Origin of the sequence: Streptomyces sp. R35, assembly GCF_041053035.1 — a bacterium.
In the GTDB taxonomy this organism is placed as follows: Bacteria; Actinomycetota; Actinomycetes; order Streptomycetales; family Streptomycetaceae; genus Streptomyces; species Streptomyces lutosisoli.
In genome coordinates this window covers 2698511-2710106 of the sequence record NZ_CP163440.1, presented here as the reverse complement: position 1 = coordinate 2710106, position 11596 = coordinate 2698511, and the positions used below count along the sequence as shown (strand labels likewise).

At 69.5% G+C, this 11596-nt stretch carries 11 protein-coding genes; 5 read left to right on the top strand and 6 right to left on the bottom strand.

Features of this window, described 5'->3' with window-relative positions:
* Positions 1-14: 14 nt before the first annotated feature.
* The 3 genes from AB5J50_RS12615 to AB5J50_RS12605 all read right to left on the bottom strand — a co-directional run bounded on the left by AB5J50_RS12615 (position 15) and on the right by AB5J50_RS12605 (position 1871).
* Positions 15-461: a hypothetical protein gene (locus AB5J50_RS12615; RefSeq protein ID WP_369257585.1), complete on the bottom strand. Its 447-nt coding sequence runs from the start codon at positions 459-461 to the stop codon at positions 15-17.
* Between the two features lie 37 nt (positions 462-498).
* On the bottom strand, positions 499-1659 hold the full coding sequence (locus AB5J50_RS12610) for a hypothetical protein (RefSeq protein ID WP_369257583.1): 1161 nt from the start codon (positions 1657-1659) through the stop codon (positions 499-501).
* Positions 1660-1733: 74 nt separating this feature from the next.
* Positions 1734-1871 (bottom strand): hypothetical protein, encoded by a 138-nt coding sequence (locus AB5J50_RS12605; protein WP_369257581.1) that lies wholly within the window; start codon positions 1869-1871, stop codon positions 1734-1736.
* A gap of 406 nt (positions 1872-2277) precedes the next feature.
* On the opposite strand from AB5J50_RS12605, the gene AB5J50_RS12600 reads away from it, so the two are divergent.
* From AB5J50_RS12600 to AB5J50_RS12585, 4 genes are all read left to right on the top strand, one after another.
* Positions 2278-3735 carry an alkaline phosphatase PhoX gene (locus AB5J50_RS12600; protein ID WP_369257579.1) on the top strand — a complete coding sequence of 486 codons (1458 nt, stop codon included), beginning with the start codon at positions 2278-2280 and terminating at the stop codon, positions 3733-3735.
* A gap of 495 nt (positions 3736-4230) precedes the next feature.
* On the top strand, positions 4231-5814 hold the full coding sequence (locus AB5J50_RS12595; RefSeq protein WP_369257577.1) for a TROVE domain-containing protein: 1584 nt from the start codon (positions 4231-4233) through the stop codon (positions 5812-5814).
* An 83-nt stretch (positions 5815-5897) separates the two neighbouring features.
* The gene (locus tag AB5J50_RS12590; RefSeq protein WP_369257575.1) at positions 5898-6551 is read left to right on the top strand and encodes a GntR family transcriptional regulator; all 654 of its coding nucleotides are present in this window, start codon (positions 5898-5900) and stop codon (positions 6549-6551) included.
* 13 nt (positions 6552-6564) lie between these two features.
* The gene (locus AB5J50_RS12585) at positions 6565-7605 is read left to right on the top strand and encodes a 1-aminocyclopropane-1-carboxylate deaminase (RefSeq protein WP_369257573.1); all 1041 of its coding nucleotides are present in this window, start codon (positions 6565-6567) and stop codon (positions 7603-7605) included.
* Between the two features lie 26 nt (positions 7606-7631).
* Here AB5J50_RS12585 and AB5J50_RS12580 read toward each other — a convergent pair whose 3' ends face one another.
* A complete protein-coding gene (locus tag AB5J50_RS12580; protein ID WP_369257571.1) occupies positions 7632-9083 on the bottom strand; it encodes an MFS transporter in 1452 nt (483 codons plus the stop codon).
* A gap of 136 nt (positions 9084-9219) precedes the next feature.
* Between AB5J50_RS12580 and AB5J50_RS12575 the strand changes: the two genes are divergently transcribed.
* On the top strand, positions 9220-9804 hold the full coding sequence (locus AB5J50_RS12575; RefSeq protein WP_369257569.1) for a TetR/AcrR family transcriptional regulator: 585 nt from the start codon (positions 9220-9222) through the stop codon (positions 9802-9804).
* 82 nt (positions 9805-9886) lie between these two features.
* Here AB5J50_RS12575 and AB5J50_RS12570 read toward each other — a convergent pair whose 3' ends face one another.
* Together AB5J50_RS12570 and AB5J50_RS12565 are read right to left on the bottom strand one after the other, a co-directional pair.
* The gene (locus AB5J50_RS12570; protein WP_369265376.1) at positions 9887-11110 is read right to left on the bottom strand and encodes a TerD family protein; all 1224 of its coding nucleotides are present in this window, start codon (positions 11108-11110) and stop codon (positions 9887-9889) included.
* Positions 11111-11175: 65 nt separating this feature from the next.
* Positions 11176-11397, bottom strand: coding sequence for a hypothetical protein (locus tag AB5J50_RS12565; RefSeq protein ID WP_369257567.1), 222 nt, complete (start codon positions 11395-11397; stop codon positions 11176-11178).
* Between the last annotated feature and the right edge of the window lie 199 nt (positions 11398-11596).

The window sequence follows — 11596 nt, the reverse complement described above, 5'->3', positions numbered from 1 at the left end:
TACCGCTCGATGTGTCAGCAGTGGTACCGCGTCGTGTGCTTGAACGACGACGTCGCGCCGTTGAAGCCGTAGGTCCCGCGGTAGGCCGGCGGGTTCTGGAACTCGCCGACGATGGTGATCGTGGTGGCGCAGGAGCCCTGGCCGGCACGCTTCGCGTCGAGGCGGATCGTTTCCCCTACGTAGCCGCCCGTGATGTCCCAGGGGGCGCCGCAGATGCCGGAGGTGATCTTGCCGCCGGTCACGACGTGCGGGTAGGTGTTGGGGTTGTACTTCACCTCGATGGCGAAGGTGACCGCCCCGTTGTGCAGTTCGAGCTGGGCGGACGTGGAGACGGCCTCGACGGAGACGTCCTGCTGTGAGGCGAACGCCTCGTCCCGGGTCTTGACCTCCGCGCCCTGCGGGTTGTGGAAGCGGTGCTCGGAGCCGGCGTGGCTCTTCTGCCGCTTGGCCTGCGTGGTCATGCTGATTCCCTCTTCCTGTGCGGGTATTGAGTGACCGTCAGGCCAGCTGCTCGGCGATTTCCACCCGCAGCAGTGTGCGAACGTTCTCGATGTGGTTGGCCACGGTGACGACCGAGGACCCCGCGAAGAGCAGACCGGTCGCGACGTTGTCGAGCGAGGTCACCAGCGAACCGGAGTCGCCGCCCGCCGAGATGTTCGTGGTCAGGATCTGGTCCTTGAACCGGGCCGTCCCCGCCGTGCCGTAGCTGACGTCGATCGTGGCGTCGGTCGCGATGATCCGGCCGAAGCTGATGTTCGTCGTGCGGCCGGTCTTCTTCACCAGGTCGCCGACCGCGACGTTGGCCTTGCGCCGCCAGGCGCGCGGCGCACCGCTGAAGTACTGCTCACGGGTGGCGTCCTGGAACTCCACCGCGCCGAGCGCGCAGTCGACCACGTTGTTGTGGCGCTCCACCGGGGTCTGCGGTGCGAACTGGATCGTGATGAACCGGTCCAGGGTCGCGATGCGGTCCGCCGGGTCCGTGCCGCCGTCGAACACTCCGGGCTGCAGGATCGCGCTGCCCAGCTGTGCCCGGTTGGAGTCGGCCAGCACGTGGTTGTTGGAGAGGATGTAGAACTTCGACGGTGTGCCGAGGCCGGGCCCCGGAGGGTCGACGGTGGCGCCCGGCAGGAAGTCGTACACCACGCTGCCCAGTGTGCCCGCGGTCACCCGTACGTTGCCGACCGAGAAGCCGGAAGGGGACGGGCGCATACGGCGCTTGAGGAGCTGCGGCTCGAACTGTCCGAGCCCACTGAGCTCTTCCAGCAACGGCTGCGAGAGGCCGGCGAGTTGCTCGGCCATGCTGCCGTCGGGCTGGTAGGAGACACCGCGGTCCTCGGAGCGGGGCGAGGTCCTGCGCTGCTGCTGACGCTGCGCGGCGACATGGCCGACCGCGACTACGTCGGTGGGGGTGCCGTCGTCCATCACCCGCGGGATGACGTCCCGCTCGGGAAGCTGGGACTCCGGAACCTTCTGGGTCACGAACACCAGCACGGCTGCCTCGCCCGTGGCCTGTCCGTCGATCCACTTCACGCCGTGGCCGAAGCCGACGACATTGGCCAGCGGCGACTGCGGCCGCAGGAAGTCTGAATTCGCTTGCTGGCGGGAGCTGTCACTCAGCTGACCACCAGTCGGTCCTCGCATCATTTCGGGCTGGCTCACGCCAGACCACCTCTTCAGTTTCGGCTCTGGGTTCCTTACGGGCCGCGGCGCGGTGACTCAGCGCTCAGGACGGCTCACAAGTCCTCTTCCTGAGCGCTCACTTCACCGATCGCGAGCACGCGCACCGGTACGCCGTCGAGCTCGTCCGGAACCACGTCTTCTTGAAGGAGCCGGTCACGGGGCACTTTCCGGGTGACGAAGACGATGATCACGTCCTGTCCCGAGTGCTCGTCCCTCCCGGTGCCGACTCCACTCACATGGGCCAGCTTCATGAGCCGGCCTTCGTGGAGGCGCCTTACCCGCTTTGCGTCCATCGGGCTCGCCTCCCCTTCGGGTGGTGTGCTCTTCCTGTCTATGGCCCGGGGGTCCGAGAGTCAAGGCATTCTGAAATGAATCACGAGTTTCGCTACCATTCGCGCCTGTTGACCTTCTTTACGAAGATTATTCCGCCCATCGGCTCGAGTGCGAGAGGTTTCACGGATTCACGGAAGCGGGACCCCTGAAGTTGGCCCATGTTCAACTCCCGTTCAGGCACGGGCGGGACCGTGTGGCCGCAACCGAGGTCCGCCACCCCGCCCCCCCCCACGACAGTCCCACTCCACCGTCACAGGAGACACCATGTCGCTCACCCGCAGGGACTTCGCCAGACGATCCGCGATCACCGGTGCCGGTGTCGCGCTGGCCGGCAGCGTAGGCGCCCTCGCCACCGCTCCCAACGCCCTCGCGTCCACCGACACCGACATCGACACCGAGAGCACGGGCGAGGAATCGGCGGACGGACACGGCGGTGTCGGCTACGGGCCGCTGATCTCCGACCCGAACGGCCTGCTCGCGTTGCCCGCCGGGTTCTCGTACCGCGTCATCACGTACAGCGGCAAGACCAAGCTGGAGTCGGGCGAGTTCACGCCCTCCAACCACGACGGCACCTCCACCTTCTGCGGCCCGCGCGGCGCCACCCTCCTCGTCAACAACCACGAGCTCCGCGGCCCGCGCGCCAGCTGGGCCTACCCCGTGCCGCTCACCGAGGGCCTGGTCTACGACCCGGCCGCGGCCGGCGGCTGCACCGTCGTCGAGGTGCGCGGCGACAAGGTCGCCGAGTGGGTCGGCATCGCCGGCACCGCCACCAACTGCGCGGGCGGCAACACTCCTTGGGGCACCTGGCTCACCTGCGAGGAGACCGAGGACAAGGCCGGCCAGAACGGCATGACCAAGGACCACGGCTACGTCTTCGAGGTCGACCCCGAGGACCGCCGTCGCAACCAGAACCCCAAGCCCATCAAGGCACTCGGCCGCTACGCCCACGAAGCGGTCGTCGTCGACCCCAAGCGCGGCCGCCTCTACCTCACCGAGGACGCCGCGACCCCGAACGGCCTCCTGTACCGCTGGACGCCCCCGCAGGGCTTCGAGCACGGCCACGGGCAGCTCGGCACCCTCGCCGACGACGCCGGCTCGCTCCAGGCCTTCAAGTGCTTCGACTCCGGTGGCCAGTTCGTCGACGACCTCTCCCGCGCCACCAAGATCGGCACCGTGTACGGCGTCGACTGGGTGGACGTCCCCGACCGCGACGCCAAGACCACCTCCGTCCGCAAGCAGTTCGCCGACGGCCAGGTCACCCGCGCCCGCAAGCTCGAAGGCATGTGGTGGGGCGACGGCGGTGCGTACATCGTCTCCTCGTACGCCCGCACGGAGAGCCCCGTCCAGCACGACGGCGCCGTCTGGTTCTACGACCCCAAGCGCCGCACCCTGACGCTCAAGGTCCTGATCGGCGTGAACCCCGACCCGTCGGTCGACGGCGCCTTCGACGGCCCCGACAACATCACCGTCTCCCCCTACGGCGGCCTCGTCATCGCCGAGGACGGCGAGGGCATCCAGCACCTCTTCGGCGCCACCGACAGCGGCCGCACGTACCCGATCGCCCGCAACGAGCTGAACAACGGCACCGCGGAGGCGCCCGAGTACAGCGAGTTCACCGGCGTCACCTTCTCGCCCGACGGCAAGACCCTCTTCGCCAACATCCAGGAGCCGGGCATCATGCTCGCGATCACCGGGCCGTGGAAGCGCCAGAAGCGCGCCTGATTAATTCAATGGCTCGACCCGCGGCCGCACTCCTAAAGTAGTGCACGTCCAGGTGCGAAGGCAGGACCTACTTCCACTGATAATGGGGCGGCCGCGGGTTCGAGTCCCGCCACCGGTACAACGCGCCGGTGTAGCTCAGGGGTTAGAGCACCTACGTCGGTTCCGCCGGCCTTGAACTCTGGACACCACAACTTCATGCACCTCCCGGTGCGCGGGCTGCGGCTACTTCTCTTCCAAAGAATCCACGCCGCCGCCGATTTGATCTCGGGAGGCGCAGCTCATGGTGGGTGCCCGGTGCGCAGGCAACGGTTACTTCATTGGATCAGAAGGTTGCGGGTTCGACTCCCGTCATCGGCTTCGGGTCGATGTAGCTCAATGGATAGAGCATCTGACTAAAGTCCGTCGTCGACCCCTGATCTCGGGCACCCTCCTTTTGCTGCGCCTCCCTCCGAAACACGACTTCACCGTCGTACAGAGAATTCGGGGGAATTCATCATGGCGCGATTCAACACCAAGGCGGCCAAGGCGCAGCCCACTTCCCGTGTGACGTCGACCGGCCGTGTGCTGACGACGCACCAGGGCGGCCGCGGCCAGGAGCGCGACGCGCGCTCGGAGCTGTTCCTGCTCGCCATCGCCAACTTCGTCTCGCAGCAGACCTTCTACGAGTCCGGCGCCGCCCGCGACGACCGGTTCGCCACGCTCGTGCGCGAGCTCGCCGTCGCCGACCCGTCGTGGACGGCCGCCCTGCTGGGCTGGCTGCGCGGCGAGGGCAACCTGCGGACGGCCTCGCTCGTGGGCGCCGCCGAGTACGTGAAGGCACGCCTCGACGCGGGTGCCACCGACGGCCCGGCCAACCGCCAGGTCATCGCCTCCGTGCTGCGACGCCCGGACGAGCCCGGCGAGCTGCTCGCGTACTGGACCTCCCAGTACGGCCGCAACGTGCCCAAGCCCGTCAAGCGCGGCATCGCCGACGCCGTACGACGTCTCTACAGCGGCAAGTCGCTGCTGAAGTACGACACCGCGTCCAAGGGCTACCGCTTCGGCGACATCCTCAACCTGGTGCACGCGGCGCCGGACCCCGACAAGCCGTGGCAGGGCGACCTGTTCCAGTACGCGCTGGACCGGCGGCACAACCCGGACACGGCCGTGGTGCCCAAGTCGCTGCCCGTCCTCGCGGCCCACCGTGACCTGATGGCACTGCGGCCCGCCAAGCGGCGCAAGGTCGTGACCGGAGCGCACGGCGCACAGCGCCTGGCCGAGGCGGGCATGACCTGGGAGGCGCTGGCCGGCTGGCTGCAGGGCCCGATGGACAAGGCGGCCTGGGAGGCCGTCATCCCGTCCATGGGCGCGATGGCGCTGGTCCGCAATCTGCGGAACTTCGACGAGGCGGGTGTCTCGGACGAGGTGGCGGCTCAGGTCGCCGCGAAGATCAGCGACCCGGCGGAGGTCGCGCGCTCGCGGCAGTTCCCGTTCCGCTACCTCGCCGCGTACCAGCACGCGCCCTCGCTGCGCTGGTCGTACCCGCTGGAGCAGGCGCTCGGCCACTCGCTGGCCAACGTGCCCGCGCTGCCCGGGCGGACGCTGGTGCTCGTGGACCGCTCGGGCTCGATGTTCTACTCGCGGCTGTCCGACCGCTCCGAGCTGAACCGGGCGGACGCGGCGGCGATCTTCGGCACGGCGCTCGCGCTGCGGGCGGCGGACGCGGATCTCGTCGAGTTCGGGACGACGAGCAAGTGGGTGAAGTTCCGCAAGGGCGAGTCGGTGCTCAAGGTGCTGGAGCGCTTCGGCGACCTCGGCGGCACCAACACGAGCGAGGCGGTGCGCAAGCACTACAAGAAGCACGACCGGGTGCTGATCGTCACCGACGAGCAGGCCATGTACAGCCACTACGGCGACCCGACCGAGCAGGTCCCGGCGCACGTACCGGTCTACACGTGGAACCTGGCCGGGTACCAGGCGGGCCACGGCCCGTCGGGGAAGGCGAACAGGCACACCTTTGGCGGCCTTTCGGACGCGGCTTTCCGGATGGTGCCGCTGCTGGAGTCGGCGCGGGATGCCGACTGGCCGTGGGCTGCCTGACGGCGTGAAGTGAGCGGGGTCCGCACTTCGGTGTGGGCCCCGCTCTTGTTTGTGCCGAGGACTGACATCTAACATTTCAGTTCATGGAAGCCCTACGACCCGTGCACCGCACCCTGCTGCGGGACCGCGCCTACGAAGCGATCCGCGACGCCATCGTGGCGGGGGAGATCGAGCCCGGCACGCTGGTGCGGGACGCCGAACTCGCGGAACGGCTCGGGCTGTCCCGGGCACCGGTGCGCGAGGCGTTCACGCGGCTCGTGGACGAGGGGCTGCTGGAGAGCAAGCCGCAGAGCTACACGCGGGTGACCCCGGTCGTGGCGGCCGACGTGCGGGACGCGGCGGCCGTGGTCGGAGCCATGCACGAGCTGGTCACACGGGTTGCGGTACCCCGGCTGTTCGCCGCGGACGTGGAGGCGATGCGCACGGCCAACGAGCGGTTCGCCGCCGCCGTCCGCTCGGGCGACGTGGACGCCGCCCTGGGCGCCGACGACGAACTGCACGACATCCTGGTCCGCGTCAGCGGCAACCGTGCCGCCGCCGCCACCATCGCCCGCTACACCCCGCTCATCCGCCGACTGGAGCGACGGCGCTTCGGCGAGGGCGGAAACTGCCGTTCGGCCGGGCTGCACGAGCAGCTGATCGAGGCCTGCGCGGACGGTGACGTGGACGAGGCGGTTCGCGTCACGGCGGAGATCTGGCGGGGCCTGGCCGCGCTCGCCGACGAAGAGGCCCACTGAACCCGGAGGACCCATGTCCCTTTCCTCGACTTCTTCCCCGTCCCTTTCCTCGTACGAGCGTTACCCCCTGCTCTTCGGGCCCTCGCCCGTGCATCCGCTGGAGCGGCTGACCAAGCACCTCGGCGGCGCCTCCCTGTGGGCCAAGCGGGAGGACTGCAACTCCGGTGTCGCGTACGGCGGGAACAAGACCCGCAAGCTGGAGTACCTCGTCGCCGACGCGCTCGCGCAGGGCTGCGACACGCTCGTCTCGATCGGTGGCGTGCAGTCCAACCACACCCGCCAGGTCGCGGCCTGCGCCGCCCGCGCCGGTCTCAAGTGCGTGCTGATACAGGAGAGTTGGGTGGAGTGGCCCGACTCCGTGTACGACAAGGTCGGCAACATCCTCATCAGCCGGCTCGCCGGTGCCGACGTACGGCTGGTGCGGGCCGGGTTCGGGATCGGGTTCAAGGAGAGCTGGGAGCAGGCGCTGCGGGAGGTCGAGGAGGCGGGCGGCAAGCCGTACGCCATTCCGGCGGGAGCCTCGGATCATCCGCTGGGCGGGCTGGGGTTCGCCGGGTGGGCCTATGAAGTCGCCGAGCAGGAGCGGGAGTTGGGCGTCTTCTTCGACACCGTTGTGGTGTGCTCCGTGACCGGGTCGACCCAGGCGGGCATGGTCGCCGGGTTCGCCGCTCTGGAGGAGGCGGGCGGGCGGCCGCGGCGCGTCCTTGGCATCGACGCGTCGGCGGCGCCCGCCCGTACCCGTGAGCAGATCGCCCGGATCGCCCACGGAACGGGGCAACTCATCGGCGTACAGAAGGAGTTGACGGAGGCGGACGTCGAGCTGGACGAGCGGTACCACGCGGGGACGTACGGGATTCCGGACGAGGGCACGCTGGAGGCGATGCGGCTCGCGGCGCGCACCGAGGGGATGGTCACCGACCCCGTGTACGAGGGGAAGTCGATGGCCGGGATGGTGGATCTGGTGGCACGGGGCGAGATCGGGCGGGACTCCACCGTGCTCTACGCGCACCTGGGTGGACAGCCGGCGCTGAACGCGTACAGCGCGTTGTTCTAGACGGTCAGGCTCTGGGCGGTGGGGTGCTAGGCGGTGGTCTTCGGCTTGGTGCCCGTGATCACGAATGCCGACACCAGCAGGGCGGTCAGCGCGATCAGCGAGCCGATGCCGAACGCGCGGGCCGCTCCATCGGTGAGGATGTCGGACGGGGAGCCGTGCGCGTGCCGGGTCGCCGTGCCGAAGACCGTGACCAGGATGGCGAGGCCGAGGGTGCCGCCGAGCCACTGCAGGGTCTGCAGCAGGCCGGAGGCGGCGCCCGCCTCGCGTGGCTCGATGCCCGCGAGGATCGTCGCGTTGAGCGGCATGAAGCTCAGTCCGACGCCTACGCCGAGCAGCAGCAGCGGCCCGAACAGGCCGGTCAGATAGCCGTCGCCGGGCTCCAGCCGCCACAGCCACCCGGCCGCGACGGCAAGCAGGGCCATGCCGGTGAGCAGCACCGGCTTGGCGCCGAGCCGCCCGAGCAGCCGGGGCACGAAACGCACGACCGTGAACATCGCCAGGGTCATGGGCAGGAAGGCGAATCCCGCGCGGAGCGGGCTGTAGTCCAGGACCTGCTGGCAGATCAGGGTGAGGAAGTAGAAGGCGCCGAACATGCCGGCGGGCAGCAGCAGGACGCCCGCGTAACCGCCCGCGCGGTTGCGGCTGGCGAACAGGCGTAGCGGCATGATCGGCTGGTCCGCCCGGGACTCGATCAGGGCGAAGCCCACGAGCAGAGCCGCCGCCGCACTGAACCCGAGCTGCGCCTGGATGTCGCTCCAGCCCTCCTCCGAGACCCGGATGAACGCGTACACCAGCGAGGTCATCCCGGCCGTGCCGGTGAGTGCCCCCGCCGCGTCGAAGCGGCCCGCGTGGCGCGGGGTTTCGGTGACGCGGCGGGGCAGGGCGACGGCGACCGCGACGCCGATCGGTACGTTGATCAGCAGGGCCCAGCGCCAGGACGCCCAGGAGGTGAGCATGCCCCCGAGCACCAGGCCGATGGAGGCGCCGATGCCCGCCATGGAGGAGTAGATGCCGAGGGCGTGGTGGCGGCGCGGGCCCTCCGGGAAGTTGGTGGTGATCAGGGCGAGGGTGCTGGGTGCGACGAGGGCGGCGCCCACGCCCTGGAGCGCGCGGGCCGCCAGCAGCCAGGCGCTTTCGGTGGCGAGACCGCCGAGCAGGGAGGAGGCGGCGAAGAGCAGGACGCCGGCGGTGAGCGTACGGCGGCGGCCCGCGATGTCGCCGACCCGGCCGCCGAGGAGGAGTAATCCGCCGAAGGTCAGCGTGTAGGCGTTGAGGACCCAGGAGAGACCGGTGCCGCTGAAGTCCAGGTCCTTCTGGATGTCGGGCAGGGCGACATTGACGACCGTGGAGTCGACGCCGACCATCAGGTAGGCGGTGACGATGACGAGAAGGACGGTGCCGAGCCTGGCCGGGTGTTCATCCGCCGAGCGGGGCGGGCTGGTGGCGGACGGGGTGGACGGCATGGACGGGGTGGACATGGGATGCTCCCTGTCTCGTGTCCCCGGTGAGTGGTGTGCGGGCAGCGCGAACTGCCCGCCGCGATAACCGGGGACTGTCTCCGTTTAGTACTCGGTAAGATACGGAGAGAGTCCCCGGTTGGCAAGGAGTATCTGAATGGCGCAGGTCAAGCCGATGCGGGCGGATGCACGGCGGAACTATGAGCGGCTGCTCAAGGAGGCGGCAGTCGCCTTCGCCGAGCACGGGGAGAACGCGTCCCTCGACGACATCGCCAAGCGGGCCGGGGTGGGGTCCGGGACCCTCTACCGGCACTTCCCCACCCGGCGGGCTTTGCTGGAGGCCGTGTACGTGGACAGCATCGACGCGATCGCCGTGCGCGCGGACGAGTTCGCGGCGGAGCTCCCACCCGGCGAGGCCCTGGTGGAGTGGCTGAACGAGCTGAGCGAGGGGATGATCCAGGTCCGCGGGCTCAAGACACTGCTCGGCTCGGCCGTCACCGACGGGAGTTCCGCCGTACTGACCGCGTGCGGGACCTCGGTGAAGGCCGCCGCCACCCGGCTGGTCGAGGCCGCTCAGCGGGAGGGGACCCTGCGGGCGGACGTGGAGCCGATCGAGGTGCTCCGGCTCGCGCATGGCGTGGCCACCGCGTCGGAACTGGCGAACGGGCAGGGGAAGTACATCCGCCGGTATCTCTCGCTGCTGACGGAGGGGTTGCGTCCCCAGGAGACGGACGGGGCATGAAGCACGGCGGTGGTGACCTCAAGTCCCCACCGCCGTCTGCCTCTTGCGTGCCTCCGTGCGCTCTTGTGGCGCACGCGAGTGGTCAGAGCGCTTGGGCCGCCGGCTTCACCATGCCGCGGACCGTGCGGGACTTCACGAAGTCGCCGATGGCCGTCATCTCCCACTCGCCGGAGAACTGCTTGATCATCTTGGCCATCATCACGCCGGTCTGGGGTTCGGCGTTGGTGAGGTCGAAGCGGACCAGTTCCTCGCCGGTGGCGGCGTCCAGCAGTCGGCAGTAGGCCTTGGCGACCTCGGTGAACTTCTGGCCGGAGAAGGAGTTGACCGTGAAGACGAGGCCGGTGACGTCCTGGGGGAGGCGGCCGAGGTCCACGACGATCACCTCGTCGTCGCCTCCGCCCTCGCCCGTGAGGTTGTCGCCGGAGTGCTTGATCGCGCCGTTCACGATGGAGAGCTTGCCGAAGTAGCAGCTGTCGATGTGGTTGCGCTGCGGGCCGTACGCGATGACCGACGCGTCCAGGTCGATGTCCTTGCCGCGGTACGCGGGCTCCCAGCCGAGGCCCATCTTGACCTGGGAGAGAAGCGGGCGGCCGCCCTTGACCAGGGAGACGGTCTGGTTCTTCTGGAGGCTCACCCGGCCCTTGTCCAGGTTGATCTTTCCGGAGGGCGCGGGGGCGGCGGCGGGCGCCGGGGGTGCGGGCGGGGCCGGCGGGGCGGTGAGGCGGGGGTCCAGCGGCGGGGCCGGCGGCGCGGGCGGGGTTACGGGGGCCTGGACCGGGGGTGCGGCAGGGGCCGGCGCCGGCGCCGGCGCCGGCTCCTCCACCGAGACGCCGAAGTCCGTGGCGATGCCCGCCAGGCCGTTCGCGTAGCCCTGGCCGACCGCCCGAGCCTTCCATGCGCCGTTGCGGAGATAGATCTCGACGATCACCAGGGCCGTCTCGGTGCCGAGCTGCGGCGGGGTGAACGTCGCCAGCACCGCGCTGTCGGCCGCGTTGCGGATCGTGGCTGTGGGTTCGATGCCCTGGAAGGTCTGGCCGGCCGCGTCCGGGCTCGCGGTGACGACGATCTTCTCGATGCCCGGGGGGACGGCGGTCGTGTCTACCGTGATCGAGTCGGGGCTGGCGCCGCCGCCGGATCGGTACGTCACACCCTGGCCGGTCGGCTGGTTGTAGAAGATGAAGTCGTCGTCGGAGCGCACCTTGCCGTCGGCGGTGAGCAGCAGGCCCGATACGTCGAGCCGCACCGGGGCGGCGACGTCCACCGTCACGCGGGTGACGGAGAGAGGGATGTTCGAGCCGGGGGTCATAGCTGTCATGCCATGGGTAACGAGCGGGGCCGCTTTACCGTTCCCTTACCTGACCGCCAATTGAGTCAGAGGCTGTTGCGCGGGTGGTTGCGGGCCGTTCGCTCGTTGCCCCGCTGGTAGTTTCCGGTCCAGCGGGCCACGACCAGCCGGGGATCGCCGGATTCCACCTCCGTGAGGAACTGTTCGGCTCGGGCGCCACGCAGCGTTCCGGCGGGGCGGCCGAGGTGCGTGATCATTACGGTGCCGTCGGCCTGCTCGGCGTACGAGAATCCCTCTGGGCGTGGCATGACGTGGATGCTAGCTGGAGCCGGGGCCCACATCCCCCGCGGTTGCCCGCCACCAGACAGCGAGCCTGAAGGAACAGTCTCGCTTTGCCGGACGACTGAAGGTACCGGGCCAGTGGGCTGGTTTTGGCCCCCTCTCCCGCCTGACAAGCGGAAGATTCCTCCCTGCCAAGCCGCCGAATCACGGCCGAGCTTGAGATGG